This window comes from Allomuricauda sp. d1 (assembly GCF_039592695.1).
In the GTDB taxonomy this organism is placed as follows: Bacteria; Bacteroidota; Bacteroidia; order Flavobacteriales; family Flavobacteriaceae; genus Flagellimonas_A.
Window position 1 is genome coordinate 327978 of the sequence record NZ_JBBUTK010000001.1, and the last position, 26413, is coordinate 354390.

Consider the following 26413-nt stretch of genomic DNA (forward strand, 5'->3'; position numbering starts at 1 on the left):
TGACATTAAAATCATGGTGGTATGTAATTTGTCTTAGATAGGGTGAACGAATTAAGTAACATAATTTAAAAGATAAAACCATGAGTCTAGTTAAAAGAAACAATCTGTTATTTCCATCATTGATGAATGATTTTTTTAAGCCTGATTGGTTTGGCGGAATGGACAATTTTGACTCCAATCTTCCTGCTGTGAATATCAAGGAGAATGAGAAGGATTTTAAATTGGAATTGGCGATTCCCGGTTTCAAAAAAGACGATTTCAATGTTGAGGTCGACAACAATGTATTGACCATTTCATCTGAATTGAAATCTGAAGATGAGACCAAAGAAGAGAATTACACCAGAAGGGAATTTTCGTATTCATCTTTCAAAAGGGCCTTCACCTTACCAGAAACCGTTGATGAAGATAACATCAACGCGAATTATGAAGACGGCATTTTGACCTTGAAATTGCCCAAGAAAGAAGAGGCGTTGCCAAAGCCAAAACGGATGATTGAAATTGCCTAATGACATTTAAGAGCATGTTTGGGCCGTTCTGGCCCATTTCATGATGGTTGGTTTGTTTAGTTGGTTAGTTGACGAAAGCCCTGACGTTGCAGTCGGGGCTTTCTGATTTCAAATGTTTTGACCTTATACTTGACAATCGAGATTTAAATGCTCCAACACTTGCGTAGAAATCTAGAACAAGGTTTCTTTCAATGCCACGTGGGCCTGCCCTGTGGCAATTTACTATCAAAAGGTTCGGTCAATATAGATAAGTTGGTCATGATACCTTCTAGAAAGTTGCCAATGCGCAAGTTTTCATTGGGTGCGTGAATACTGTTATCAGGATTTGGAATTCGAACTGAAACAGCATCGACTTCCAAGGTATTGATGAACGGTGCTATCGGTTGAGATCCGCCTGTTGTGCGCATTGCAATGAATCGGTCATCAAAAATCCTTTGCATGGCATGGTTCAGCATTGAGGCTATTGGCGCATCAAAAGACGTTCGAAAGGGTTTTGATCCCAGTCGATATTTAAAAGAAGCCAATTTTCTGTGTTCCGCACGCTCTTTATCGGTGGGTATTGAATCCGCTAGATGAAAACCTTGGCCTATGATATGTTTTCGCAATAACTGCATTAATCTTTCCCCATCAGATTCGGGCACTAAACGCATATCAATTTCAATCACCACTTCTTCGGGTATCAATGTGCGCACTTCTTTGCCTACCCAAGCGGCGTTCAAGCCACGAACATTCAAGGTGGGATATTGCAGCGCCTCTTGATAGGTTTCGCCAATTGCCTCAATTTGGGCTATGCCCAATCGCTTTTTTATTTGCTCTAAATCTTCGGGTACAGCGTTCAAACGTCTTTTTTCGTCTTCATTGAGGGATATGCCGTCATAGAAACTCGGAATAGCGACCCTGCCATCCTCATCCTTCAACGAAGTGAGCAAACGCGATGCTTCAAAAACAGGATTGGGTGCAACATTGCCGTATTGCCCGCTGTGCAATGCCTTTCTTGGCCCAAAAACCCTGATGGTAGCTGTGGCAATGCCCCTTGCACCAAAAGTCAGTGTGGGGAGGTTCGAAAGATGTCTGGTACCATCCATCACCAAAATGGCATTGGCCTCAAGTAGTTCACGGTAACGGTTCACTGCTGCGGGAAGGCTTGGCGAGCCCAGTTCTTCTTGAAAATCCATGATGACCTTTACGGTGTATGGAACGATAATATTCTTTTCTTTCAAGATTCGTAATGCATTGATGAACGCGATTGCCGGGCCTTTAGAGTCGGAAGCAGAACGGCCAAAAATGCGCCAATCCATATTAAAGCCACTTTTTTGGAAATCTTTGGGCAACATGTTCCATTCATTTTCAGCGGTTCGATGTTTGAATACCGCCTTATACGGGTTGGGTTGGTTCCAAGCCAAGGTATCTACAGGTTGGCCGTCAATCTGTAAGTAAAAAAGAATGGATTTATCGGTATTGTGATTTTTACTTTCCGCATACAACAGCGGTGCACCATCGGTTTCCAAGATTTTGGTCTCAAAATCCAATTCCGCAAAAACCACCTTGCACCAATTCAGGTTTTCTTCAATTTGTTCCGGATAGTTGCCATCATTGGCAATAGCCATGAAATTTACCAACTCCCCAATGGCTGTCGGCAATGCCTTTTCTGACCATTTCTCTATTTTTTTTCTCGACGGTTTTTGGGAGTGCCCAAAGTGCAAGCCTGTCGCCCAAATCACTACAAAAACCAGTAATAGGAATCGTATTTTCATTTAATCCTGCTCTTGTAGTATTTTGATTTCATCACGCAATTTGGCGGCTTCCATAAAGTTGAGTTCCTTGGCCGCCTTTTCCATGGCCTTGCGCTTATCACGAATCAATTTTTCCCTTTGGTCTTGGGTCAAGTACTCCAAGTCGGGTTCAGCCGCTCTTAACTCTTCTTTTTCATAATAATAGGTCGAAACCGAATTTTTGGCCAAGGCATTGTCAAGGCTTTTGTTCAGTGCCTTTGGTGTGATATTGTGCTCAGTGTTGTACGCCATCTGTTTTTCACGCCGATAGTTGGTCTCATCAATGGTCTTTTGCATGCTCTCGGTAATGGTATCGGCATACATGATGGCTTTTCCGTCGAGATGTCTGGCTGCCCTGCCCACTGTTTGTATCAGGGAACGGTTGCTTCGCAAAAAGCCCTCTTTATCGGCATCGAGAATGGCGACAAGCGAGACTTCGGGCAAGTCGAGCCCCTCACGCAATAAATTCACCCCGATAAGTACATCAAAAAGGCCTTTTCTCAAATCTTGCATGATTTGGACCCTTTCCAAGGTGTCAACATCACTATGAATGTAGCGACAGCGCACATCGATTCGAGTGAGGTATTTTGTCAATTCTTCGGCCATTCGCTTAGTCAAGGTGGTGACCAGGGTGCGTTCGTCAAGCTCGACCCTTTTTTGAATTTCCTCTACCAAATCATCAATTTGGTTCAAGCTGGGCCGTACTTCGATAACTGGATCCAACAATCCCGTTGGGCGAATGACCTGTTCTACGTAAACTCCCTCACTCAGTTGCAATTCGTAGTCTGCTGGCGTAGCGCTTACATAGACCACTTGGTTTTGCAATGCCTCAAATTCTTCAAACTTGAGCGGGCGATTATCCAAAGCAGCAGGCAATCGGAATCCGTATTCCACCAAATTCTCCTTTCGTGAGCGGTCGCCCCCATACATGGCATGTACTTGTGGAATCGTAACGTGGCTCTCATCGATGACCATCAAATAATCATCAGGAAAATAATCGAGCAGGCAGAAAGGTCGCGTGCCCGGTTCACGCCCATCAAGATAGCGTGAATAGTTTTCAATACCTGAGCAATAGCCCAGTTCTCGAATCATCTCAAGATCAAAATTGGTGCGCTCTTCCAATCGTTTGGCTTCAAGGGGTCTTCCGATTTCCTTGAAATAGTCCACTTGTTTCACCAAATCATCTTGAATCTGGTGGATGGCATTTTGAAGTATATCAGGCGAGGTTACAAACATGTTGGCAGGGTAGATATTCAGTGTATCATAGATTTCGATGACATTGTTGTTGAAGGGGTCAAGGGCCTCAATTTCCTCAATCTCATCCCCAAAAAAATGGATGCGGAAGGCATGATCGGCATAACCGGGGAAAACATCCACCACATCACCCTTGACACGAAAGTTTCCATTTTTGAAATCCGCAGTCGTTCTTGAATACAGGCTCTGCACCAATTGCTTTAAGAACTTGGTACGTGGAATGACTTGATCTCTGTGAATGGAGATTACATTTTTTTGAAATTCCAACGGATTTCCAATTCCATATAAGCAAGAAACAGAGGCAACAACAAGCACATCCCTGCGACCTGATAGTAGTGATGAGGTGGTGCTCAACCGTAACTTTTCAATCTCTTCGTTGATTGAAAGGTCTTTTTCAATATAGGTGCCACTGGTGGGGATGTAGGCCTCGGGCTGATAATAATCGTAGTACGAAACGAAATATTCTATGGCATTATTTGGAAAAAACTGTTTGAACTCAGAATAGAGTTGCGCCGCCAAGGTTTTATTGTGAGCCAATACCAAAGTAGGTTTTTGTACTCTCTCAATGACGTTGGCAACTGTGAACGTTTTGCCCGAACCCGTTACCCCCAATAAGGTTTGATGGGGGTCACCTTCATCGATACCCTTTACCAACTGGGCGATGGCCTGTGGTTGATCGCCCGTAGGTTTGAATTCTGAAACGACTTTAAATTTCACTCCTTAAAAATACGAAAGGCAACGAGAAAAAGAAACTGTGAAGAATTACCTTTTCAGGGCAAAATGGCCCTTGAACTGCCGATTTTCATCGTCTATGGCCAAGAACCAGTAATCACTGGACGGTAAGGCTTGACCATTTAAATTGCCATCCCATCCAGCTGAGCTTTGATCTATTTGTTTCAGCAAATTTCCGAAGCGATCAAATATGTGAATACTTTGTAAAACGATGGGTTCGCTTTCAGGCGGCTGAATGAATTGCCAAAAGTCGTTGATACCATCTCCGTTGGGTGTAAAAAATTTAGGAAATCCTTCAACTGTCAAATCTTGTTCGAAGATTTCCTCTACGATGCCACAGCCATTTTTATCTCGAACATAGAATGTATGGGTGCCAGGTGACACATTATTGAACACATTGCTGTCTTGGTAGGGACCGTCAACATTGTCGATGGCATATTCATAATCACCGATACCACTGACCTCTACAACCACCCTAAAATCTGAAGTACCTTGGTCTTCAAACCTGAGATTTCTGATGATAGCGGCTTCTGAGGAAACCACCTCAAAATCTACCAATGTGGCACATTCAATGATATCACCGGGTTGTACCACCAAATCATACACCTCAAGTTGAAATTGACCCGTGTCGTCCACTGTAAGATTTCTTTCCTCTGATAGCAATGACGTATTACCCAACTCATCGATACCAAACCAACGGTAGCCATCTGCAATAATGGGGGCAGTAAGAATCAAGGGGTTTTCATTCACACAAAATGAAAATATCGAAGGAAATTCAACTTCTGGATTCAAATCAACAAATTCTCCAGTATCAGGATTTAAATAAGGTCCGCATCCCAAAAGGGTTGAAAAAGTTTCCTGTTGGCATCCAATTGCTTGGCCACTCTCATTAAAAGGGGTGATGGTAATAAAAAAAAGGGTATTGGGATTGAAATTAATGACGAATGTAGAATTCGATATAAAAGTAGCGCTATCTAGAATATCGTTACCATCAGGAGTCGTTCCAATGGTCACAAAATAGCCTGTAGCATTTGGTACGGGCACCCATTCAATCAATGGTGTCAGAGATACATTGATTGCGCCATCCAAAGGATTTATAAGGTTGGTGCAATCGGGTAAAGGGGCGACTTCTCGCGTGGTGAAACTTATTTCATCACAGTTGTTGGCAGTACCGTTCTCGTTGTAGGGAACAATGCGAACATAAAAAGTAGTCTCAGGAGGAAATTCAAAAGCTGGATTAAAGCTTAAAACATTGCCTACATCGCCGTCGAATAAATCACCAAAACCAGGTGCCGTTCCAATGATAATTCGATAACCAGTGGCAGTTGGTGAATAATCCCATGAAATATTGGTGAAGACGCTTACCCCGGTATCGCCATCTTCAATGTTTGTTATAGTAGTGCATTCAGGTGGTGTGGTAACTTCAGCTGTAGTAAAGCTTTCCGTGGTGCAGATGATATTTGATTGATTAAAAAAAGACAGCGTAATGGTCACATAAATTTGTGAATTCTCCGGAAGTCCCAATGGGGGTTGAAAAGTTGCACTACTTCCTACACCGCGTTCGTTGACGATATCTCTACCGCCAGGTGTTGTTCCAATTGATATTAAGTAAGATGGTACTCCATCTACAGCATTCCATGACAGGGCTACGTCAACAGGTACGTTCGTATCACCGTTTCTTGGGGTTATTAGAGTGGCACAATCTTGAGCAAACGAAATATAAGAGAACCCCAGTACCAATATGGGCAGCAATTTTTTTAACATACAATGCTCTCAAACACTGTAAGATACTATAAATCTCGCTTTTTCAGTAAGGCATACGATAAATAGATGAAAATTGCCGTCCAGCCGAGTACGATAAGAATTTCGTACCAATGCACGTGATAGTCCAATTCAAACTTTTCTCCAATCTGGTTGGCAACGCTCTGTACGGCATTTAATCGTGTGAAGGGCTCTTCAATCAAGTTGAACATGGCGTTCAATGGAAAAAACCCCATGACTGCATCTGTGGTGGGGCCATCAAAAACCTTCCAACGCAACATGCCCCTTATAAATCCTTCGAATATTTGCCATAGAATCAAAAACCCGAGTGCAAAGGCTGAACGTTTGACCAAAATGCCCAAAAAGAGGCAGAACGAGAAAAATCCGACCAATTTTACAAAGAAGGCCACTAAGAACTCCAAGTCAGAAAAAATGATGGAGAGTTCATTATAGTCTGAGTAAATCAATCCCAAAATCATGGAAACCACAAATACAAAAACGGTTGAAATGGCAGCGAATGAAATGACCGTCAAGAATTTTGAAAGAATGAATTCTTTCTTTGAGAGGCCGTCAATCAAGTTTTGCTTGATGGTCTTGTTACTGTACTCATTGGCCATCATCGAGACAATGACAATTGCCAAAAACAGCTTGAAAATGGCTGTCATAAAGGTGTTGAAATGCCAGATGTAGGGGAAATTGAAAATACCCTGCTCTGCCAAGTGAAATTTTACCGGGCCAATGTCAAACTTGATGGCCGCAATCAAGGCAATGGAGGTCAACAGGATAAAATATGAGGTAATGAGCACTTTGCTTGCCCTGTTGTTCCAGAGTTTTATAAATTCTATCTGTAGCAATCGAACCATGGTTATTTGTTTTTGGTCAAGGTTAAAAATTGTTCCTCCAAGCTTTCTTTGCGCTTTACCAAGTGGGATAGTACAATCCCCTTATCGTGCAGCATTTTGTTCAGCGTTTCGGCATTCATTTCTTCCTTGAGATATGCGGTCAAAGTGCCATTCTCGCCAGAAATTTTACCAAAACTGGCGTGTTTCTCCAACAAATCTTTCAACTTGGGCATGTCTGAACTTCGAAGTTCAAAGAAGCCGTGGCTGGCCAACATTTCATCCACTGGGCCAGAATAGAGTTTTTCACCTTTTCTAAGGATGACGACATGGCTGCAGACTTTTTCAACCTCATCCAAAAGGTGCGAGGCCAAAAGAATGGTGGTACCCTGTGATGCTATTTTTTTGACGATTTCACGAATTTGGTGGATACCGGCAGGATCCAATCCATTGGTAGGCTCGTCCAAAATCAAGATTTCTGGGTCGTTCAACAATGCAGATGCGATGGCTAACCGTTGTTTCATCCCCAAAGAATAGGTCTTGAACTTGCTGTCTTTTCTGTCCCAAAGTCCGACCAACTCCAGCTTTTCTTGAATCTTATCCTCTGAAACCTCTTTGATCTTGCAGACGAGTTTCAGGTTTTTGACTGCGGACATGTAGGGATAAAAATTGGGCCGTTCGATAATGGCCCCTACTTTTTTTAAGGCGTCATGCGTTGAGGTTGCACCATCGAACCAACTAAAATCTCCAGATGTTCGGTTGACAACATTGAGAATGATACCCAGAGTAGTGGATTTACCACTGCCGTTTGGCCCTAAAATACCGTAGACATTGCCTTTTTCGATGGTAAACGAAAGGTCTTTTACGGCGGTGAGATACCCAAACTTCTTGGTCAGATTGGTGACGGTGAGTATTGTGGACAAATGCTATAGTTTTTTGATTGGATTAAAATGGACTAATTTCAATAACTTGACGAAATTAACATGATTTTGTTACAAAATGGAAGGAAGAATGTCTGATGAAAAGTTGATGTCAAAGAAAAAACCGGCCTATCCGATTCAAAAAAAGTTGGATGCTTATTTGGGCCGGTACAACCGTAAAATAGAGATTCCCATTTTTTATGAGGATTTATTGCGATTTGCAGGTTCGGTTGCAGTGTATGATGATGACGGTGATGATACGCTATGGGTGCGGGTCTACTATTCTGACACAGAGCGACAAGAAATTGATTTGAGCCTGAAGAAAGTCTATTCGATCCTCCATTCTGATGGTAGCGAACGTATTTTAGAGTACCTTAATGTTGATGCCGTCGACTATTGCACCTTTGGCAATTCTAAACCCTTTCGTATCAAGGTTCGGAACATCCTCAACGATAACTACACCCATTTCTATGTCAAAAAAACAGATGCGTCACGAGTGTATGGCTTAGAGTTGGAGCACATGCTATCACCTTACAACCTGAACTTTTTGGTCTATAAGGATACCCTCATCGAAGAACATATTGCGGGCATACCGGGTGATGTGTTTATAAAAGATTTTTTGCCCGTACTGACGGAAGCCGAAAAATCACAGCTGGCCAAAGAGTTCGTAAAGTTCAACGAGCGCTGTATGATTCGGTTGTTGGGTGACATGCGTTCATATAACTACGTTATTGTACCCGTGCATGATTTTGATCATGTGGTGTATCGTATTCGCGCCATTGATTTTGACCAGCAATGTTTTGAGGGCAACTTTAAAGTGTACCGCCCCCAGTTTTTCAAGGAAAACTTTAAGATGGTCGAGCTGGTCAGCGACAAGCTACAGGAATATTCAGTGGACCAATATAAGATTGAAGAACGTTCTATCGTTGCAAAGCGTATTTTGAGCTCGGGCGCGCGAATCAAAAGGTTGGTCAGCAGTGCCAAAACCGATAAAATATCACTGTCTGGGCATATCGAACGCCTCAGTGCAGAATTACATGATTACACAGCTGATGTTGAGTTCAAAAAAAGTAAGAACATGGGGCAGATATTGGCGACTGCCCTTGACTTTGTGAAACGTAATTATGAAGATATGAGCATGCGACAGATTATTGAGAAGAAATTTTAATGTTTAATGGTTCGTTGTTTATTGTTCTGATTATGAACACTTAACCATAAACCATAAACCATAAACCATAAACCACGGACACCCTATCCTTTCTGCTCTTTATTAAAATACACCAGATAATAGTACATCTGCCGTTCTTCATCCCAACCCTTCTCGACAAATTTTTCTGCAGATTCAGGATTGATAAAATCCAGTTTTATTTGGATGTTGGTATCGAGATTGATGACGTTCTTGATTTTCTTTCGGGCATCTGAGACGGCTTTATTGGCAATATCAAAGTTGGAAACATCCTCAATACTGTATTTTGGGCCTTTCTCGACCTTGTAGTGCTTGAATTCGGGAATCAGTTCAGGATTTTCCATCACCTCGTTCAAAAAACTGCTCTCCTCAAAGGCATCATTTTTGGCAAAGTGGTTCACTGTCCGGTTCATGAACAATACCTCTTGCTGCTTGTCCTCTGCAGGTAGCACCACATCTTTGGCGAAGTTTTGGCAGAATTTCAGGTAGTTCTTGGTATAAAAATTCTCGTCTGTCAAAGGCGCAACGCCCAGAAAGTCCTCAACCCAATATTTGGCATCGTACCGGTTGCTGTCAACAGACAACACTTTAAAACCATCCTCTTTGTCAACATTGAAAATAAGGCAACCTTTGTCCAATTTATTGATATTGATACCCTGACGGATAATGATATCCAAAGTATCATTCCCCTCTTTGAATTCCAAAAAATCATGTTTCAGCTCACTCTTGAAAATGCCAATGGCCTCTACTTTCTGATTATCCAACAGTACATTGGTAAAGTGGGCCATGTACACTTCCCCATTTTTGATGTGTGGATTGCCCGATTGCTCAAAAAGATGCTGTGTGATCCTTTTTGAGACTTCGTGTGCCTTAGAAGCATCCGAAAAAATGGAGCTTACCGCTTGATAGACTTCATGAAACTCTAAATCGGCCTCATGCGAAAATTTGTAATAATTCTCTTCTTTTTCACGAAAAGGTTTGAAAAAATACTCTTTCAAAAGTGAGGAAAGCTCATCGTTGAGTGCATGGGGTTTGGCCGAGATATACATTTTTTCGCCACGGCTCTTATTGCCGACGCGATGTAGTGAGAGGGTTTCGATTTGGGCAGAGAATAGGTTGAGCATTGTTTTGTTAAAGGTTAAAGTTTAAAGGTTAAAGGTTAAAGATTGAGATACGCCTTTGATTACTGACTTTAGTTCCAGTTTTCGTCAAAATCAAGGTCGTCATAATTGCTGATGTCCACATCAAGATTTTCGGGAGACTCTGATTCGAACTTTTTTTCAGGTGGCGAATCGGGCAATTCACCAAAACTGAACAGCAGATTGGGGTATGAACGGCCATCTTCTTTGTCAACAATATCGGCAAGCTCTACGAAGAACGTCCACATGCTTAGAAAATCGTAGACATAGATTAATTTGGGTGATTTTTCTGTGAGTACATCAGCCAATGCGGTCTCGTTCATCAGGCGAACGTCTGAACCGTCTTCGCTCATATCAAAGAGCGCGATTTCTTCCTCTTGGTTCCATTCTTCATCGCAGGTATAGAAAGATGCCATTTCGTTGCCCATAAAGCCGAAAGCTTGGGTGATGGCGTTGTGAAATTCTTCCAGCGTGTTTTCTTCCTCAATCTCAATATCCCTAAAGATATCATCCTCAGTATCAAGAATTATCCTGATTTTGTAAATCATCCGTACGTCCATTTTGCAAGAATGCAAAGGTATAAAAGTTTAAACTCTTAGACGGATTTTGAAACTATCCTTTCTCGTTTGCCAAACGCTTCAAGAACCAGATAAAAGTGTACTCCGAAAAGTAGCGAAGCGAGCACTAAATGCAAAGGTTGGGTACCAAACGGAAAATCGACGTAGTACATCAAGATTCCCGTTATGATTTCGAAAAAAATAAATCCCATGACCCAATTGATTTTTTTAAGCGGGAGTTTTTTCTGTCGGATTTGCCAAAAAAGGAATCCATTTAAAAGAAAGACAGCCACAGAAAATGAACGGTGCACATAAAACGTCAACGTAGGGTGTTGCAACCATAGGCTTTTTGCCTGTTCACCGACCAATTCTACTTGATGGTCGACCAATTGCCGTACCTGTGTGCCCAATGCAATTTGTACCACGGTCAATAGCAACGCAATACCTAGCAACGATGAAACGGTTTTATCTTGCGTTACGTCTTTAGCGGGCGTTTTTGTGATGTAGATGAGGTATAGGAGCATGGCAACAATGACCAAAGCCATGAGCATGTGTAGGGTGATTTTAACGGGTTCCAGCACTGAGTACACTACGGTAGCCCCTAACCATGCCTGAAAGCCCATGCCGAAGACCACCAACCATGAAAGGATGGTGACTCGTTTACTTTTATTCCAAAAGCGGAATGAAAATAAGGCCAACAATAAAGTGGCCAAACCTGCTAGTGCCCCAAAAAGACGGTTGATGTATTCAATCCATGTGTGCCATACGTTGAAAACGGCATAATCATGTTTGGTATAGGTTTCCCAATTTGAAGCTTTGAAGTCATCATTTGTTGTAAAATCTGATTTTGCAACTTTCAGTTGCTGTTTTACGATGATGACCTGCCCTTTTTTGAAATTTCTTTCGGGTTGCCACTGTAAGGTCGCTACATCTGTTGGAGGGATGTAATACCCAAAACATTTGGGCCAATCTGGGCAACCCATGCCACTACCGGTCATTCTCACCACGGCACCGGCAATGATGACGAGGTAGACTAAGATTAAGGTGATTTTGGCTGTTTTTCTGAACACAATCATGCGGAAGCAACTTTTAATCCTAATTCTTTACCTTTTTCAAGCATCAATTTGTAAGCGGCCCCATGTTCATTCGGAATTTCACCCTCTAAAATGGCCTCTTTGATGGCCTCTTTGATGATACCGATTTCTTTTGATGGCTTTAGATCAAACGCTTTCATGATTTCTTCGCCCGATACCGGGGGTTGAAAGTTACGGATGCGGTCACGCTCTTCAACTTCTATGATTTTCTCACGAACGATTTTAAAGTTGTTTATGTACTTCCGCTGTTTTTTTAGGTTTTTGGTGGTAATGTCCGCCTCACAGAGCGTCATCAATTCATTAACATGGTCCCCAGCATCAAAAACAAGCCTGCGTACCGCCGAATCGGTTACATGTTCTTCGGAGAGAACAATGGGGCGTGAGCTCATCAATACCATCTTTTGAACGAACTTCATTTTGTCGTTCAGGGGCATACGAAGCCTTTTGAACAGTTTGTAGACCATTTTACTGCCCACAAACTCGTGGGCGTGAAACGTCCAACCGATTTTTTTATGGAACTTTTTTGTCGGCGCCTTGCCAATATCATGCAGTAAGGCCGCCCATCGCAACCAAAGATTATCGGTAGTTTGGGCAATGTTGTCAACTACTTCAAGGGTATGCCAAAAATTATCTTTATGGCGTTGTCCCTCCACTTCTTCAATGCCTTGCAAAGTGGTCAATTCGGGCAAGATCAATTGCAATAGGCCTGTTTTGTGCATGAGGGCAAAGCCAATCGATGGTTTTGGAGCCATGAGTATTTTATGCAGTTCATCAACGATACGTTCTTTAGAGACGATTTTTATCCGCTCCCTATTTTTGGTGATGGCCTGCAAAGACCTCAATTCAATCGTAAAATCGAGTTGCGTGGAAAAGCGGATTGCCCGCATCATGCGAAGCGGATCATCAGAATAGGTGATATCGGGTTGTAAAGGGGTGCGTATGAGCTGTCGCTCCAAATCTTTCAGGCCGTCAAAAGGATCCAGTAAATCACCAAAATTGTCTTGATTCAATGATAGCGCAAGGGCATTGATGGTAAAATCACGCCGGTTTTGGTCATCTTCAAGAGTGCCGTCTTCCACCAGTGGTTTTCGACTGTCTTTTCGATAGCTTTCCTTCCGGGCACCGACAAACTCCAGCTCAAGTCCGTTATGCTTTATCATGGCCGTGCCGAAGTTTTTGAAAACGGAAACTTCAGGTTTGTCCGATAATTTTTGTGCCACTTTTTGTGCCAGGTCAATACCACTCCCCACAGCGACCACATCAATATCTTTTTTAGCATCTCGCTTGAGAAAATAATCACGCACAAAACCACCAATGACATAGGCTTTGACCTGCCCTTCATCTGCTGCTTGGCCTATGGTTTTGAAGATTTCGTGTTGTAGTGCTTCTTTGTGGTTCATTTTCAACTCCTCTGTCCCCGACAATATCGTCGGGGCCACCTCCTCCTTTTCTTCGACTGTGCCCAGTGTGACAGCTCAGCATGACAGGGGGAGATATAAAATTATTTTCTGATGATTTTTACAGTACCGTCATTTCCCAATTTGATGATGGATGATGGTGTCGTATCCGGATTTACCAAAGGCAAATTTACCACATAGTCGACTCCTTTTAAAATATGAGGATGTATAGCATCAAAATTTTTTGGGGTGGGCATACCCGAAATATTGGCCGAAGTTGAGACGACAGGTTTTCCAAATTTATTGATAAGATGTTGGCAAAATGTATCGGAAGCCACCCGAATGGCCAGTGAGCTGTCGTCTGCGATAAGATTTTTGGCAACTCCTTTCGGATTGTCATATACAATGGTGGTAGGTTTGGTGGCCAAATCAATGATGTCGTAAGCTGTTTCGGGCACGTGTTCTACATACCGCTCAAGCATGGCATCATTTGATACCAAGCAGACCAGTGCTTTTGAGTCTTCACGCTGTTTTAAATCGTACACCTTTTTGACTGCCTTTACGTTGGTGGCGTCACAACCAATGCCCCAGACCGTATCGGTAGGGTAGAGTATGAGTCCGCCATTTTTTAATGCAGTAATACAGTGGTTGATTTCTTCCGTCATTTTCAGCTTATCTTATCAAATCGTGCAATCCATAATGGTCAGCGACCGCTTGCCATTGGTCACGATTTTTATCTTGCTTGATATTACTTTTTTTGAGGGATTCTTTTTGGGAGCCAAATATAGGAATCGGTTCACCGGCAATGTTCTTGGCCTGATAACTGAGCGTGCCTTTTTTCAATGACATGGCTTTGAACCAAAGGTCGTCAGCCTTGGGTGTCAGTTTGAGAAATAACGAGGAATTCAAAGCATCTTCGTGCAATGAGTTCGGTGGATATAAAGTTCCGCCCGCACCTATGGGCAAAACAGCCTTAGAATTTTCGCAGGTGTATCCAGAGCCCCAATTTTTGTAGGAAAGTAGATTGCCATTTTCATCGTACATAATGCACCGTGTCTGATTGGCAATAATCATGTTGGGATGCTTTCGATGAGAATCATACAATCGTGGAAACCAATTTGGCTGATAAATCATATCGTCATCGCAGGTCACCACGGTTTCTTCAGGATAAAGCTGCATGGTGTTGACCAGTTTTCGATGGGATGAGGTCAATTCTGAAAAATGGATTTCAAAGGTTTTGTTTTGCAATCGACTTAATTTCTCAGGCATGTCATACTTGCAATCACGGTGCACCCAAAGCACTATTTTTTTTGGCCGCTTTTTTTGAAGTAAAATACTTCTGATGGTCAGGTGAACAATATTGAGCCTTGATGGAATTGTGGCCAAAGAGACGATGACCGGTAAAACTGGTCTATTGTCATCAAACTTTTTTGAAGGTGTCAATCTAAGTCTTAGGGTGTGGTATATTGATTTGGGTAGTTCCTTTACTTTCATGAGACCTGCAATGGGCATAAATGAGCTCAAAATTAAACATATACGCCAACACTTTAATATTTATATTTTTGTGCCACAATAATTGAAGTGATGGAAGCTCCTAAAATATCGGTCATCGTCAGTACCTACAATTCTGTGGAATGGCTCAAGAAAGTACTCTGGGGATTCAATTGCCAAATTTTCAGACATTTCGAAGTGGTCATTGCCGATGATGGTTCAGGGCCAGAGACCAAGGCGCTTATCGAGCAACTATCGAAAGAGGTATTCTACCCTATCATTCATGTTTGGCAAGAGGATGACGGTTTTCAAAAATCACGTATTCTGAACAAAGCGGTCAAGGCGTGCAACGCAGATTATATTATCATGACCGATGGCGATTGCATACCGCGCGAAGATTTTGTTGAGGTGCACTACATCAACAAAGAACCTGGTTATTTCATCTCTGGGGGTTATTATATGCTGCCGATGAACATCTCAAAGATGATAACCAAAGATGATATTGAGAAGCAGCGTTGCTTCAATATTCAATGGCTAAAAGAAAAAGGCATACCGCAGACCTTTAAGAACAATAAATTACGGGCCCGAGGCTTTATTTCCACATTTTTGAATTTGGTCACACCCACTAACGCCAGCTGGAATGGCCACAACTCATCAGGCTGGAAGAAGGATATTCTCAACGTAAACGGCTTTGATGAACGTATGCAATATGGGGGTCAGGACAGGGAATTGGGTGAACGGTTGTTCAATTTTGGTATCAAGTCAAAACAGTTGCGTTACAGTGCCGTTTGCGTGCATTTAGACCACAAAAGGGGCTATAAAACTCCAGAGTCCATTGAGAAGAATAGGTCGATACGACGTGATACCCGAAAGAACAAAGAGGTGTGGACGCACTATGGCATCACCAAATAATAGGCCAATTCGTTCTTCTTTTCCAATCTTTTGAGCTCTCGGTAACGCTCTAAGACTCCAAGGGCGTTCAAATAACAGATGGTGATTCCTTTTTTTCCATCGAGAAATCCCAATCTTAGAATATAGTGGTTGAAGAACTTCCAAGCGGGCTTCACCAACATAAAAAAATAGTTGAACTGTTTTTCTTTATAGAAGGCCTCTTTTGCCTTTAGCTGACCATAACGAAGCATTTTACCCTTGTAATCTTCGTAGTTTTTGTAGCAATAATGGGTGAGCTTCTCTTTCAGAATACATGAAGTACCGTTGACCTCAAGTGTTTCATGAACAATTTTTTTGTCGGTAAATTTTGCCTTGCTCTTTCTGAACAGGCGATGGTTCTTATCGGTCTGCCAACCACTGAAACGCAGTTTTTCGTTTTTGAACATAAAAGTTCGGTAAAACCAGTATGCTTCACAGGCATTGGGGTTGTTGACCGTTTCAATGATTTCTTTTTGAAGGGATGGTGACACCACCTCATCGGCATCCACAAACAAAACCCAATCGTTGCTTGCTTGCTTCAGGGTAAATGATTTTTGGGCGGTAAAATTTTCAAATGGATTTTGAATCACCTTGACCTTAGGATGGTTGCTCAGGTATTCGTAAGTGCCATCAGTACTGTATGAATCGACCACAATGATTTCATCGGCAAAACTTACTGAGTCGATACATCGCTCAATATAGCCCATCTCATTGTAGGTAATGACCAGTGCTGAAACTTTTTGCTTTGGGGTGCTCAAATCAGTCTATTTTTTGGTTCCGTTCGTTTGGCTTTGTAAAATTATAACAAAAAAACAGTTAGAAAATTGTTTAAGCGCATAATTTTCTTACAATGTCTTTTTTCAAAAAAAGCCACAAAAATAGGGTTGTTGTCAAAATATAGATGCAGAAAATGGAAAAAGGTTGGCTTATATTTGAAAACCAACACTAATTTATGGAAATCTTAGGATGGATTCTCTTTTTGGGAATCACAGGTTTTTTTGTGGGCAAGTGGATCAAGCATAAATCACTCTACCCATTTATGCCCTTTAGATATGATTTTAGAAAGCGGCGAGATTCATTCCGGCTCGCCATGAAACTGATGGATTTCACCCATGCCAAAACAATTGTTGAAACGGGCACCTCACGTGAGGGCCTTAGAGGTGCCAAGAGCAATGGGGCCGCTACAATCGTCTTTGGTAAATGGGCCAGAGAAAATGGGGCTTTTGTGCATTCTGTGGACATTAGCCAAGAATCTGTCAACAATGCCCAAGCAGAAGTCGATAGGCAAGGGCTTTCCAATGTGGTCAAAATCCACACCTCTGATTCCGTTCAGTTTTTGTCAAATTTTGACCAACAGGTAAATCTGTTGTATCTCGATAGCTACGATTACAGTGATGACCCCGAAGTACAGAGAAAAAGCCAAGAACATCATTTGAAAGAATTCAAGGCCATTGAAGACCGGCTTTACGGGCATACGATTGTATTGATTGATGACTGTGACTTGCCGAATGGAGGCAAGGGCAAAATGGCCATCGAATATATGTTGCAAAACGATTGGAAAATTGCCATGCAGGCCTATCAGGTGCTATTGGTCCGCAATGACTTCCCGCTCGATAAAGTCAAGTAGCAGTGGTTTGCACAATTCAGGTGTGAACCTTTTATAATATTGTTGAACGTTTTGTTTCCGTTCTTTTTTTGGAATGTCTAAAATTTTGGGTTCAAAATCGGAAAGGTGCACCGCTTCATTTGAACTTTTCTCAGGATACGTGAACCATCCTTTCTTTGAAATCCATGGACTGAAAATGGAAAAATTGGGCAACCCCAATGCTTTTGACATGTTGGTAACCCCACCTTCATTGCCAAAATAGGCATCACATTGTGATAAAAGTGCCAGAAACGAACGCAATGAAAGGCAAAAAACCTCCCCATGAATACTCTCTCTGGTTTTTTCATTACATAACTGCAACAACTCATCGACCGCCTCTTTTTGGCTGGGGAGGTAATTCAGAAAAAAAGCCACCGAACATTTGGCAGAAATGTCATCCAGCAATTTGGCCAAATAGGGCAGGGGATACGTTTTTGTAGGCCCGCTTCCCAAAACACCTACCATGATTTTCGGCCTATCATCAGGTATTCCAGAATTCATGAGCAGTTCTCTGGCTGCTTCAATCTCATCCTTAGATAAATAGACTTTTGGCTCAAGTAATGGGTTTTGGAGCTTTTTTATGAGAGGTGACAGTAATAGAAGGCGGTTCTCAATGGCCAACCCAACTCTTTTGCCTTCATTTTGGGAATACTCAAAAACGTGGTCATAAACGAATCTAGAATACCATTTTTTGTAGGATATTTTCGTTTTTGCCCCTGAAAACAATGCAATGAGGTTGCTCTCCAGTTTACAGAGCACATCAATCACCACATCGTATTTTGCATTGCGGATGGATTTCAGAAACCTGTAAAATTCAATTTTACTTTTGCGGTACTCATTTTTGAAAATTACGGTTTTGTCTACAAACGGATTGCCCTCAACGACCGCTGTGGCATTTTCATTGATGAGAAAATGCACCTTGGCGTTTTGTAGCTCTCTTTTCAGGTGCTCACAGATAAGAGTACTGGCCAGAACATCGCCAATCATTTTTTGCTGTATGACCAGAATTTTCATAGTGAGTACTTAGACCGCGACATCATGTTCCCTGAGCGCATCGTTCAGTGAGGTCTTTTTGTTGGTGCTTTCTTTGCGTTTGCCGATGATAAGGGCACAGGGCACTTGATAATCCCCCGCTGGGAATTTTTTGGTATAACTACCGGGGATCACCACCGAACGGGCGGGCACCCTGCCTTTTATTTCAATAGGTTTGTCACCAGTCACATCAATGATTTTAGTGGATGCAGTGAGCACTACATTGGCGCCAAGAACCGCTTCTTTTTGTACTCGAACGCCCTCTACCACGATACATCGCGAACCGATAAAGGCATTGTCTTCAATGATCACGGGTGCTGCCTGTAAAGGTTCCAAAACTCCGCCGATGCCGACGCCCCCGCTGAGGTGTACGTTCTTGCCGATTTGGGCACAACTGCCCACTGTGGCCCAAGTGTCGACCATGGTGCCCTCATCAACATACGCGCCGATATTGACATAACTTGGCATCAAAATGGTGCCTTTAGAAATGTAGGCCCCATGACGGGCCACAGCGTGGGGTACCACTCGTATGCCTTTTTCTTGATAGCCTTTTTTCAACGGAATCTTGTCATGGTATTCAAAGATTCCTGCTTCGAGCACCTCCATTTTTTGGATGGGAAAATATAGAACCACCCCTTTTTTTACCCATTCATTGATTTGCCAACCATTAGCAGTGGGTTCCGCACAGCGCAATTTTCCGGCATCAATCAGATTGATGACCTCTCGAATGGCTTCTTGGGTTTCGGGTTCTTTCAACAACTCCCTATTGTCCCAAGCTTTTTCAATCTGGGTTCTAAGTGCCTCCATATAGTTTTTAAGTTTTTTGCTAAAATAACCACTTGAATACAATATTCGGCTCGATTTTAAGGGAGTACCGTTTTTAGGGTTATTTTTGCCAAAATTTTACGTTTGGCTCGAATTTTGGCTTTGGATTTTGGAAAAGTGCGCACGGGGATTGCCGTGACCGATGAGCTACAATTGATTGCTTCTGGGCTTACAACGGTCAACACAAACGAGTTGATTCCTTTTTTGAAAGATTATCTTGCAAAAGAACAAGTGGCACATATCGTTGTTGGCGAACCAAAGCAAATGGACGGCACAGCATCGAAATCGGAAACGCTCATTTCATCCTTCTTGGAAAAACTGAAAAAAGCAATTCCAAACATTCCGATTATTAGGCAAGACGAGCGTTTTACCTCAAAACTAGCCGTGCAAAGTATGCTCGAAGGCGGACTCAAAAAGAAAAAAAGACAAAATAAAGCCTTGGTCGACGAAATCAGTGCGACCCTCATATTGCAGGCTTATCTTGATAGAAAATTATGATTTTACACATTGTGGCCTATGGTGACCCCGTGTTGCGAAAAAAGGCCAAAGACATATCGAATGCATATCCCAATCTGAACGAACTTATCGAAAATATGTGGGAGACCATGTACAACGCAAATGGAGTCGGCCTTGCAGCACCCCAAGTAGGATTGCCGATACGACTTTTTGTGGTTGATACAACACCATTTGCCGATGACGAAGATTTGACAAAAGACGAACAAAAAGCGGTCGAAGGATTCAAAAAAGCCTTCATCAATGCAAAAATTGAAGAAGAGACAGGCAAAGATTGGGCCTTCAACGAAGGTTGTCTGAGCATACCCGACGTGCGTGAAGACGTCAATCGCAAAGACACCATCACGATTACGTACCAAGACCCTGACTTCAATACCCACACAGAAACCTACGATGGACTTTTGGCACGGGTCATTCAGCACGAATACGACCACATTGAAGGCATTCTGTTCACCGATAAGTTGTCATCGTTGAAGAAACGCCTATTGAAGAGTCGGTTGGACAAAATATCCAAGGGAAAAATCAATGTGGAGTACAAAATGCGTTTTCCGAACCTCAAAAAAGGACGTTAAAAAATTTGCTGATACCTTCAAAAGGCTAATTTTGCGCTCAAAATTCTTTCAATATGACGTTGGATAAAATTCTCTCAATCGGTGGCAAACCCGGTCTTTACAAACTGCTGACCCAAACCCGTACAGGCTTTGTGGCCGAATCTTTGTTGGATGGGAAAAGGGTGACCGTGGGCATGAGAAACAACGTCAGCGTACTTTCTGAGATTGCAATTTACACTTTGGAAGAAGAGCTTCCGCTTCGCGAGGTCTTCAAAAAAATCAAGGAAAAGGAAAAAGGCGGTAAGACATCTATCGGCCATAAAGAAGAAAAAATCAAATTGGAAGAATATTTTTTTGACATACTCCCCAACTACGACGAAGACCGTGTTTATGCCAGTGATATCAAAAAAGTAATCCAATGGTACAACATTTTGCACGACCAAGACATCACCGACTTTTCAGAATCTGAAGAAGTGTCTGAAAACAGCTCTGAAGAAGAATGATTTTCTTCGGCTAGAGCTTTCCTTCCAATCCAAAAGGCACGTATGTTTTTGCAGACGGCATCATGTCGACTTTCTTACTATATTGTACAAATTATATAGTAAATCCAAACTTTCGACCCGATGACAAGCAATCTTTTAACAATGATGGTAATGGCCGTCATTTTCACCGCTTCACAAACCATTTTTTCCCAAGAAAAAGAAAAAGATTCTACGAAAAAGGCGACCAAAGAATTGCCCTTAGAACCTGAACGCACGATTACATTCAACACCAAAGAGGGCACATGGATTTCTTTGGATGTAAGCCCAGATGGTAAAACCATTGTCTTTGATTTGATGGGTGACCTGTACATGATTCCGATTACAGGAGGAAAAGCTACACAACTCACCTCGGGCATGGCCTATGATGTGCACCCGCGGTACAGCCCTGATGGAAAATCACTCCTTTTTATTTCTGACAAAAGCGGGTCGGACAATATCTGGACAATGGATTTAGAAACGAAAGAGGACAAAAAGATTACCGAAGATAAAAGGCACAATTTTTTCTCGGCAGAATGGACACCAGATGGCGAGTATATCGTTGGAGTAAAGGGACGTAGGAACATCAAACCCCATATCTACCATAAAGATGGGGGCAAAGGCAGTCAGCTGGTCTCTGAGCCAAAAAACATGAAACTGACAGATCCTGCGGTTGGCCCAGATGGCAAGCTGCTCTATTTTTCACAGCGCACCAATGCATGGAACTATAATGCCCAATTACCCCAGTATCAAATTGGTACGTATGATATGGAAGACGGTGACATGGCGACCATAACCTCAAAATATGGCTCAGCTTTTACACCAACATTGTCGCCCGATGGCAAATGGCTGGTCTACGGCTCCCGTTATGAAGACGAGACCGGGCTTATACTCCGTGATTTGACAACAGGTGCCGAAGAATGGCTGGCCTATCCCGTGCAACGCGATGAACAAGAGTCGATTGCACCTTTGGGGGTATTGCCGGCAATGTCGTTTACCCCAGACAGTAAAAATCTGGTGGTTTCCTACGGAGGAAAAATCCATTCCGTTTCTATCGAAAACAAAACCGCCACCGAGATTCCTTTTGAGGTGGATGTAAAGCTTGATGTGGGGCCTTTGTTGGCTTTCAAATATCCTATTGAAGACACTGAGGAAGCCTTTGTGACGCAAATCCGCAATGCAAAACCCTCACCCGATGGAAGCAAACTGGCCTTTACGGCATTGAACCGATTGTACGTGATGGATTATCCCAATGGAACACCGCGGCGTGTGACTTCAAACGATTTTATAGAGGCGCATCCTGCATGGTCACCCGACGGTAAATATTTGGCTTTCGCCACATGGAACAAAAATGAGGGTCATTTGTACAAAGTGAACATTGATGGTAGGCCGAGACCGGTTCGGTTGACCAAGATAGCTGGGCTGTACACCTTTCCTGAATGGTCGTACAAAAGCAACCGTATCGCCTTTCACCGTGGTAGCGCACAGGTTTTTGAAGATTTGGTCGGCCCGCTTTCAAGACGCACACAAGAAGACTTGGTCTGGGTAAGTTCAGAAGGGGGCGACATCAATTTCATTGACAAGAGCAAAGGCCGGTCACGACCCCATTTCACAAAGGTTGATGACCGCATCTATTTGCATGATGGTGAGCGGCAGTTGGTCTCCATCCGTTGGGATGGTACCGACCAAAAGGAGCACTTGAAACTCAAGGGAATCGAGACCTACGGTTCACAAGATGTTTTTCATGACAAGTTTGGTGGTCATGATATGTTGAAGAGTAATAATGGTGCAGAAGAGCCCGAAGACAAATCGTCACAACCCCAAGAGATCCGTATTTCGCCCGACGGCAAGTTCGCCTTGGCCAAAATCAACAACGATATTTTTCATGTGGCGATTCCACGTTACGGAAAAACGCCCACGGTTTCTGTGGCCGATGTCAAGAAATCAGCTTTTCCAGCGATGAAACTGACGATTATCGGCGGGGAGTTTCCCGTGTGGTCCGATGATGGAAAAAAAGTACATTGGTCTCTCGGCGCCAGTCATTTCAGTTACGACATTGCTGACGGCAAGAAATTTTTAGATAGTCTCAGGGCTGTCAAAAAGAAGGAAAAGGAATTGAAAAAATCCGAAAAGGAAAACGATTCCACCGACACAGATAAAAAAGACGACGAAAAAAAAGAAGAGCCAAAATTCAGGCCCGAAGAGCACAAAATTAAGGTTCCGTATAAGAAAGATACCCCAAAGGGTACCGTGCTTTTAAAAGGAGGCCGTTTGATTACCATGAACAGCAAAGAGGTCATCGAAAATGGGGATATCTTGATTGAGAACAACCGTATCAAGGCCATCGGCGGTTCGGGTAGTTTGACGATGCCAGATGGTACAAAAACGATTGATATTTCTGGGAAGACGGTTGTCCCTGGTTTTGTGGACACCCATGCACACATGCGTCCGGCATGGGGCATTCATAAAGACCAAGTATGGTCATATACGGCCAATCTGGCCTATGGCGTGACCACCACTCGTGACCCACAGACAGGAACCACAGATGTTTTGACCTATTCAGACATGGTCGAGGCGGGCATGCTCGATGGTCCCCGAATCTACAGTACGGGTCCAGGCCTTGGTTTTTGGTTCTATAAACTGACCAGTTTGGAGCAGACCAAAGAAGTGCTCAAGCAATACAGTGATTATTTTGATACCAAGACCATAAAAATGTATTTGGTGGGCAATCGCCAACACCGTCAATGGGTCATCGAAGCCAGTAATGAATTGAAATTGATGCCCACTACCGAAGGGGGCCTTGATTTTAAGTTGAACATGACCCAGCTGGTTGATGGGTATCCCGGGCATGAGCATAGCTATCCGATTTATCCGATTTATGAGGATGTGCTCAAGGCTACTGCTGAATCGAAAATGGCGGTCACACCCACACTTTTGGTGTCGTACGGCGGACCGTGGGCCGAGAATTATTATTATTCGACAGAGGATGTATGGGGCGATGAGAAGATAAAGCATTTCACTCCCTACAGCGATTTGGCCAGAAAGGCACGGCGTAGACCAGGTTGGTTTATGGATGAGGAGCACGTATTTCAGAAACATGCCGAATTTATGGCAGAGCTTGTCCAAGCCGGTGGTTTGGCAGGTGTCGGGAGCCATGGACAACTACAGGGCCTTGGTTTTCATTGGGAATTGTGGAGCGTTGCCAGCGGTGGTATGAACAATCGCGATGCGCTTCGCGTAGCGACCATCATCGGGGCCGAGGCCATCGGTCTAGATAAAGATTTAGGAAGCTTGGAAGCTGGAAAACTGGCCGATATCGTGATATTGGACAAAAACCCATTGGATAACCTGCGGCACACCAATACCGTGACCCATGTCATTAAAAACGGAACGGTCTACGAAGCAGATACCTTAAATGAAATTTGGCCCGAGGAGCGAAAGGCCGAATCTTTTGAATGGCAAATAGAAAAACCAGAGAATTTGCCTGGTGTAAAAAAGTAGAAATATACTTTGTTACAGTTTCAGACGTATATTTCGGTAAGAAATTGTCTATGTGCAATCTAGCTCATTTTAAGGCTGGTACATTGAAACCAATTATGAAACGGCAATGAGTGGTAGCCGGTTTTTATAGCTTATCACTCCAAGGCTTTATAAAAAATCCAGCAAGTTTGTTTTCTGCATCAAGAACCGTTCTGATTTCAATAGCTGCATTGGATTCAAAATCACCCATGAACCTATAAATCATGTAGTTTTTTTCATCGGTACCTACCATAAGCGATTCAAATTTCAGACCTTCATAGTCACCGAATAGGTTTTTAATGGTCTTGTAAGACTCCTTTTGAACCGATTCGCTCAATCCATTAATCATTTGAGTTGTTGCCTCTTTTTCGTTTAAGCTGTAAAACCCGCCATTTCTCTGCTCCGTAAGGATTTTGTTTGATAAATTCCTCGCTAATTCGAGAGTTTCTCTATCTATTTCGGTTTCATCTACCTCTATGTATTTTGTTTGACAACTTACGGAAGTCAAGGCAAAAAAAATCAATACTCTATATATTACCGTTTTCATGTCAGTCTTTTTTGATTTCCCGATAGGTGTACGTGTTCTCTTTCCAGTCAATAAGCTTTGAAGGATAGTAGTCAACTTTCATACGGTCTAAAAACGGGGTCTGTTGGGCCAACCGTTTTTTATAGTCCTGCCAATCTCGGTTTTCAGTGGAGGTCCACCCCAACTCGGCATATCCGATTGCCCTCGGGAATGCCAGATATTCCATTTCGGCACTGTTGCTGATGGTCTCTGACCAAAGCGGGGCCTCGATACCTAAAATATTCTCTTTTGGTAAGCCTTTGACATAAGAATTCGGATTCCAATTGTAGGCGGTATCCACAGGAATGTACGCCGCCCAATGCAACCCGTATTCAGAAAGTGTATCGTACTGCATGTCTAGATATGTCTTATGTGCGGGAGAAAATATGATGTTGTTGCCTTTTTTTGCGGCCTTGATGGCGTTTGTAGAATCGCTCCAAAACTGCACCACAGAAGTGGAATCAAGGTCAGCTTGAACGATTTCTTCCCAACCAACCATTGTTTTGTCGTGTTTGTTCACGATTTTTTCCACTTTTTCTACAAAATGGATATAATCGTCCTTTTTGGTCACATGGCTCTCGTCACCACCGATGTGAAAATATTTGCTAGGAGAAATGGCCGCAATTTCTCGAACGACATCATCCAAAAAAGCATAAACGGTATCTTTTCGGGCATCAAAGGTGCTGAATCCCACTCGGGTGCCCGTATAATTTTTTACGGCCTTGCCATTGCCATTTAAAAAGGGATAGCTGAACGAGGCGGCATTGGTATGCCCTGGCATATCAACCTCGGGAATGATTTCGATATGGCGTTCAGCGGCATAGGTCACCAAATCTTTGAAATCTTCTTGGGTGTAAAACCCGCCCTTGCCACCACCCACTTCGGTCTGTGCGCCCACTTCGGTCAATTTGGGCCACGATTTGATTTCAATGCGCCACCCTTGGTCGTCGGTCAAGTGCATGTGAAATTTGTTGTACTTGTAGTAGGCGAGCAGGTCGATGAACCTTTTGACCTCCTCGACACTAAAAAAATGCCGAGCCACATCGAGCATCGCCCCACGATATTCAAAACTTGGCGCATCGATGATTTTACCCGAGGGAATCAACCATAAGGGCTGTTCGGCCAAGGTATCGTTGCTGGCCTCTGGCAGCAGTTGGCGTAACGTTTGAATGCCCCTGAAGGCACCTGCGGCCGTTTTGGCGTTCAATAAAATGGAGTCATTTTTGATGTACAGCTGATAGGCCTCATTAGCATCTGATTGCAGTGAATCGGTCTGGTTGATATAAATGATGCGTTCGATGGTTTCATCATCGTCGCCGTTTACCGGCAAATCAAGCTGTAGCTGATTTTTTATTTTTTTGGCCAGAAACTGACCAACTTCTTCAAAGCCAGCTGAGGTTTGATTGGTGAAAATGGCCGTTTTTGCATCCAGACCGAAGGCACTGTTGGTCGGAATGACCTCCAAAGGTTTCGGAATCAACGGTGCGGCTGCCAAATCGGTCTTTGGATATTCGATTTTGGCTTTTTCCTGTACACAAGCGATAAAACTAAGTGTGGTGGAGAGCAAGAACACACTTTTCAGTACGGCTGACTTTATCATATTTATGGGTTATTGGGGTTCAAGATAGTGGATATGCCCGAAAGACTTCTGTACTATCTTGTCAATT

General features: G+C 42.9%; 24 protein-coding genes. 8 read left to right on the top strand and 16 right to left on the bottom strand.

Going from position 1 to position 26413, the window contains the following annotated elements; genetic code table 11:
• The first annotated feature begins 80 nt into the window (after positions 1 to 80).
• Positions 81 to 506, top strand: coding sequence for an Hsp20/alpha crystallin family protein (locus tag AAAH86_RS01590; RefSeq protein ID WP_343485747.1), 426 nt, complete (start codon positions 81 to 83; stop codon positions 504 to 506).
• Between the two features lie 188 nt (positions 507 to 694).
• On the opposite strand, the gene AAAH86_RS01595 is transcribed toward AAAH86_RS01590, so the two are convergent.
• Genes AAAH86_RS01595 through AAAH86_RS01615 form a run of 5 tightly spaced genes read right to left on the bottom strand, consistent with a single transcriptional unit; the run spans position 695 to position 7787 of the window.
• Positions 695 to 2260: a M20/M25/M40 family metallo-hydrolase gene (locus AAAH86_RS01595; RefSeq protein ID WP_343485748.1), complete on the bottom strand. Its 1566-nt coding sequence runs from the start codon at positions 2258 to 2260 to the stop codon at positions 695 to 697.
• Positions 2261 to 4249 (bottom strand): excinuclease ABC subunit UvrB, encoded by a 1989-nt coding sequence (uvrB, locus tag AAAH86_RS01600; RefSeq protein WP_343485749.1) that lies wholly within the window; start codon positions 4247 to 4249, stop codon positions 2261 to 2263.
• 45 nt (positions 4250 to 4294) lie between these two features.
• Positions 4295 to 6028: a T9SS type B sorting domain-containing protein gene (locus tag AAAH86_RS01605; protein WP_343485750.1), complete on the bottom strand. Its 1734-nt coding sequence runs from the start codon at positions 6026 to 6028 to the stop codon at positions 4295 to 4297.
• A gap of 26 nt (positions 6029 to 6054) precedes the next feature.
• Positions 6055 to 6888, bottom strand: coding sequence for an ABC transporter permease (locus tag AAAH86_RS01610; RefSeq protein WP_343485751.1), 834 nt, complete (start codon positions 6886 to 6888; stop codon positions 6055 to 6057).
• A gap of 2 nt (positions 6889 to 6890) precedes the next feature.
• Complete coding sequence (locus AAAH86_RS01615; protein ID WP_343485752.1) at positions 6891 to 7787, bottom strand: ATP-binding cassette domain-containing protein; 897 nt, start codon at positions 7785 to 7787, stop codon at positions 6891 to 6893.
• Positions 7788 to 7875: 88 nt separating this feature from the next.
• Between AAAH86_RS01615 and AAAH86_RS01620 the strand changes: the two genes are divergently transcribed.
• Positions 7876 to 8952 (top strand): hypothetical protein, encoded by a 1077-nt coding sequence (locus AAAH86_RS01620; RefSeq protein WP_343485753.1) that lies wholly within the window; start codon positions 7876 to 7878, stop codon positions 8950 to 8952.
• Positions 8953 to 9035: 83 nt separating this feature from the next.
• Here AAAH86_RS01620 and AAAH86_RS01625 read toward each other — a convergent pair whose 3' ends face one another.
• From AAAH86_RS01625 to AAAH86_RS01650, 6 genes are all read right to left on the bottom strand, one after another.
• Positions 9036 to 10094 (bottom strand): nucleoid-associated protein, encoded by a 1059-nt coding sequence (locus tag AAAH86_RS01625; RefSeq protein ID WP_343485754.1) that lies wholly within the window; start codon positions 10092 to 10094, stop codon positions 9036 to 9038.
• A 68-nt stretch (positions 10095 to 10162) separates the two neighbouring features.
• Positions 10163 to 10657, bottom strand: coding sequence for a hypothetical protein (locus AAAH86_RS01630; protein WP_343485755.1), 495 nt, complete (start codon positions 10655 to 10657; stop codon positions 10163 to 10165).
• Positions 10658 to 10704: 47 nt separating this feature from the next.
• The gene (locus AAAH86_RS01635) at positions 10705 to 11742 is read right to left on the bottom strand and encodes a COX15/CtaA family protein (RefSeq protein ID WP_343485756.1); all 1038 of its coding nucleotides are present in this window, start codon (positions 11740 to 11742) and stop codon (positions 10705 to 10707) included.
• Entirely contained in the window at positions 11739 to 13160 is a 1422-nt protein-coding gene (locus AAAH86_RS01640; protein ID WP_343485757.1) for an HD domain-containing protein, read from the bottom strand. The genes AAAH86_RS01635 and AAAH86_RS01640 overlap by 4 nt, the downstream gene beginning before the upstream one ends.
• A 101-nt stretch (positions 13161 to 13261) precedes the next feature.
• Positions 13262 to 13822, bottom strand: a complete 561-nt coding sequence (locus tag AAAH86_RS01645) for an L-threonylcarbamoyladenylate synthase (RefSeq protein WP_343485758.1) — start codon at positions 13820 to 13822, stop codon at positions 13262 to 13264.
• 7 nt (positions 13823 to 13829) lie between these two features.
• Positions 13830 to 14651, bottom strand: a complete 822-nt coding sequence (locus AAAH86_RS01650) for a zinc-binding alcohol dehydrogenase (RefSeq protein ID WP_343485759.1) — start codon at positions 14649 to 14651, stop codon at positions 13830 to 13832.
• 90 nt (positions 14652 to 14741) lie between these two features.
• On the opposite strand from AAAH86_RS01650, the gene AAAH86_RS01655 reads away from it, so the two are divergent.
• Positions 14742 to 15560 (top strand): glycosyltransferase family 2 protein, encoded by an 819-nt coding sequence (locus AAAH86_RS01655; RefSeq protein ID WP_343485760.1) that lies wholly within the window; start codon positions 14742 to 14744, stop codon positions 15558 to 15560.
• Here the strand turns inward: AAAH86_RS01655 and AAAH86_RS01660 are convergent.
• Positions 15542 to 16336 (bottom strand): glycosyltransferase family 2 protein, encoded by a 795-nt coding sequence (locus AAAH86_RS01660; RefSeq protein ID WP_343485761.1) that lies wholly within the window; start codon positions 16334 to 16336, stop codon positions 15542 to 15544. The two genes, AAAH86_RS01655 and AAAH86_RS01660, sit on opposite strands and share 19 nt — an antisense overlap.
• Positions 16337 to 16530: 194 nt before the next feature.
• Between AAAH86_RS01660 and AAAH86_RS01665 the strand changes: the two genes are divergently transcribed.
• On the top strand, positions 16531 to 17205 hold the full coding sequence (locus tag AAAH86_RS01665; RefSeq protein ID WP_343485762.1) for a class I SAM-dependent methyltransferase: 675 nt from the start codon (positions 16531 to 16533) through the stop codon (positions 17203 to 17205).
• On the opposite strand, the gene AAAH86_RS01670 is transcribed toward AAAH86_RS01665, so the two are convergent.
• Both AAAH86_RS01670 and AAAH86_RS01675 read right to left on the bottom strand, forming a co-directional pair.
• On the bottom strand, positions 17164 to 18237 hold the full coding sequence (locus AAAH86_RS01670) for a glycosyltransferase family 9 protein (protein WP_343485763.1): 1074 nt from the start codon (positions 18235 to 18237) through the stop codon (positions 17164 to 17166). The genes AAAH86_RS01665 and AAAH86_RS01670 overlap by 42 nt on opposite strands.
• 9 nt (positions 18238 to 18246) lie before the next feature.
• Complete coding sequence (locus AAAH86_RS01675; RefSeq protein WP_343485764.1) at positions 18247 to 19062, bottom strand: 2,3,4,5-tetrahydropyridine-2,6-dicarboxylate N-succinyltransferase; 816 nt, start codon at positions 19060 to 19062, stop codon at positions 18247 to 18249.
• A gap of 102 nt (positions 19063 to 19164) precedes the next feature.
• Between AAAH86_RS01675 and ruvX the strand changes: the two genes are divergently transcribed.
• The 4 genes from ruvX to AAAH86_RS01695 all read left to right on the top strand — a co-directional run bounded on the left by ruvX (position 19165) and on the right by AAAH86_RS01695 (position 24163).
• A complete protein-coding gene (gene ruvX / locus AAAH86_RS01680) occupies positions 19165 to 19578 on the top strand; it encodes a Holliday junction resolvase RuvX (RefSeq protein ID WP_343485765.1) in 414 nt (137 codons plus the stop codon).
• Complete coding sequence (gene def, locus AAAH86_RS01685; protein ID WP_343485766.1) at positions 19575 to 20165, top strand: peptide deformylase; 591 nt, start codon at positions 19575 to 19577, stop codon at positions 20163 to 20165. Before ruvX ends, def begins: the two co-directional genes overlap by 4 nt.
• 53 nt (positions 20166 to 20218) lie before the next feature.
• Positions 20219 to 20647, top strand: a complete 429-nt coding sequence (locus AAAH86_RS01690) for a DUF5606 domain-containing protein (RefSeq protein WP_343485767.1) — start codon at positions 20219 to 20221, stop codon at positions 20645 to 20647.
• Between the two features lie 120 nt (positions 20648 to 20767).
• A complete protein-coding gene (locus AAAH86_RS01695; protein ID WP_343485768.1) occupies positions 20768 to 24163 on the top strand; it encodes an amidohydrolase family protein in 3396 nt (1131 codons plus the stop codon).
• Between the two features lie 124 nt (positions 24164 to 24287).
• On the opposite strand, the gene AAAH86_RS01700 is transcribed toward AAAH86_RS01695, so the two are convergent.
• Both AAAH86_RS01700 and AAAH86_RS01705 read right to left on the bottom strand, forming a co-directional pair.
• Positions 24288 to 24728 (bottom strand): hypothetical protein, encoded by a 441-nt coding sequence (locus AAAH86_RS01700; RefSeq protein WP_343485769.1) that lies wholly within the window; start codon positions 24726 to 24728, stop codon positions 24288 to 24290.
• 1 nt (position 24729) lies between these two features.
• Positions 24730 to 26346, bottom strand: a complete 1617-nt coding sequence (locus AAAH86_RS01705) for a family 20 glycosylhydrolase (RefSeq protein ID WP_343485770.1) — start codon at positions 26344 to 26346, stop codon at positions 24730 to 24732.
• Positions 26347 to 26413: the final 67 nt, after the last annotated feature.

Excerpts from the sequence above, each read along its gene's own strand:
- AAAH86_RS01590 (WP_343485747.1), top strand. The coding sequence starts at position 81 with ATGAGTCTAGTTAAAAGAAACAATCTGTTATTTCCATCATTGATGAAT.
- AAAH86_RS01595 (WP_343485748.1), bottom strand. The coding sequence starts at position 2,260 with ATGAAAATACGATTCCTATTACTGGTTTTTGTAGTGATTTGGGCGACA.
- AAAH86_RS01605 (WP_343485750.1), bottom strand. The coding sequence starts at position 6,028 with ATGTTAAAAAAATTGCTGCCCATATTGGTACTGGGGTTCTCTTATATT.
- AAAH86_RS01610 (WP_343485751.1), bottom strand. The coding sequence starts at position 6,888 with ATGGTTCGATTGCTACAGATAGAATTTATAAAACTCTGGAACAACAGG.
- AAAH86_RS01620 (WP_343485753.1), top strand. The coding sequence starts at position 7,876 with ATGTCTGATGAAAAGTTGATGTCAAAGAAAAAACCGGCCTATCCGATT.
- AAAH86_RS01625 (WP_343485754.1), bottom strand. The coding sequence starts at position 10,094 with ATGCTCAACCTATTCTCTGCCCAAATCGAAACCCTCTCACTACATCGC.
- AAAH86_RS01630 (WP_343485755.1), bottom strand. The coding sequence starts at position 10,657 with ATGATTTACAAAATCAGGATAATTCTTGATACTGAGGATGATATCTTT.
- AAAH86_RS01635 (WP_343485756.1), bottom strand. The coding sequence starts at position 11,742 with ATGATTGTGTTCAGAAAAACAGCCAAAATCACCTTAATCTTAGTCTAC.
- AAAH86_RS01640 (WP_343485757.1), bottom strand. The coding sequence starts at position 13,160 with ATGAACCACAAAGAAGCACTACAACACGAAATCTTCAAAACCATAGGC.
- AAAH86_RS01645 (WP_343485758.1), bottom strand. The coding sequence starts at position 13,822 with ATGACGGAAGAAATCAACCACTGTATTACTGCATTAAAAAATGGCGGA.
- AAAH86_RS01650 (WP_343485759.1), bottom strand. The coding sequence starts at position 14,651 with ATGAAAGTAAAGGAACTACCCAAATCAATATACCACACCCTAAGACTT.
- AAAH86_RS01655 (WP_343485760.1), top strand. The coding sequence starts at position 14,742 with ATGGAAGCTCCTAAAATATCGGTCATCGTCAGTACCTACAATTCTGTG.
- AAAH86_RS01665 (WP_343485762.1), top strand. The coding sequence starts at position 16,531 with ATGGAAATCTTAGGATGGATTCTCTTTTTGGGAATCACAGGTTTTTTT.
- AAAH86_RS01670 (WP_343485763.1), bottom strand. The coding sequence starts at position 18,237 with ATGAAAATTCTGGTCATACAGCAAAAAATGATTGGCGATGTTCTGGCC.
- AAAH86_RS01675 (WP_343485764.1), bottom strand. The coding sequence starts at position 19,062 with ATGGAGGCACTTAGAACCCAGATTGAAAAAGCTTGGGACAATAGGGAG.
- def (WP_343485766.1), top strand. The coding sequence starts at position 19,575 with ATGATTTTACACATTGTGGCCTATGGTGACCCCGTGTTGCGAAAAAAG.
- AAAH86_RS01690 (WP_343485767.1), top strand. The coding sequence starts at position 20,219 with ATGACGTTGGATAAAATTCTCTCAATCGGTGGCAAACCCGGTCTTTAC.
- AAAH86_RS01695 (WP_343485768.1), top strand. The coding sequence starts at position 20,768 with ATGACAAGCAATCTTTTAACAATGATGGTAATGGCCGTCATTTTCACC.
- AAAH86_RS01700 (WP_343485769.1), bottom strand. The coding sequence starts at position 24,728 with ATGAAAACGGTAATATATAGAGTATTGATTTTTTTTGCCTTGACTTCC.
- AAAH86_RS01705 (WP_343485770.1), bottom strand. The coding sequence starts at position 26,346 with ATGATAAAGTCAGCCGTACTGAAAAGTGTGTTCTTGCTCTCCACCACA.